Source organism: Mycolicibacterium sp. XJ662 (assembly GCF_053484035.1).
Genome location: NZ_JBEFTL010000038.1, coordinates 1 through 266 on the forward strand (window position 1 = coordinate 1; position 266 = coordinate 266).

General features: G+C 62.0%; 1 pseudogene. It reads left to right on the forward strand.

Going from position 1 to position 266, the window contains the following annotated elements:
* A pseudogene (locus tag ABQE93_RS27075) lies at nucleotides 1-266 on the forward strand (amidohydrolase family protein); the annotation flags it as partial.

A 266-nucleotide genomic window follows, 5' to 3' on the forward strand; every position in this document is an offset into this window, starting at 1 on the left:
CTGAAGATCGCGTTGTCTGAGGGTGGGACGGGCTGGATTCCGTACTTTTTGGAGCGGGTGGATCGCACCTTTGAGATGCATTCGACCTGGACCGGCCAGGACTTCGGCGGCAAACTGCCCTCGGAGGTGTTTCGCGAGCACTTCTTGACCTGCTTTATCGCCGATCCGGTCGGGGTGGCCACCCGCCATCAGATCGGGGTGGACAACATCTGCTGGGAAGCCGACTACCCGCATTCGGATTCGATGTGGCCCGGCGCCCCCGAGCA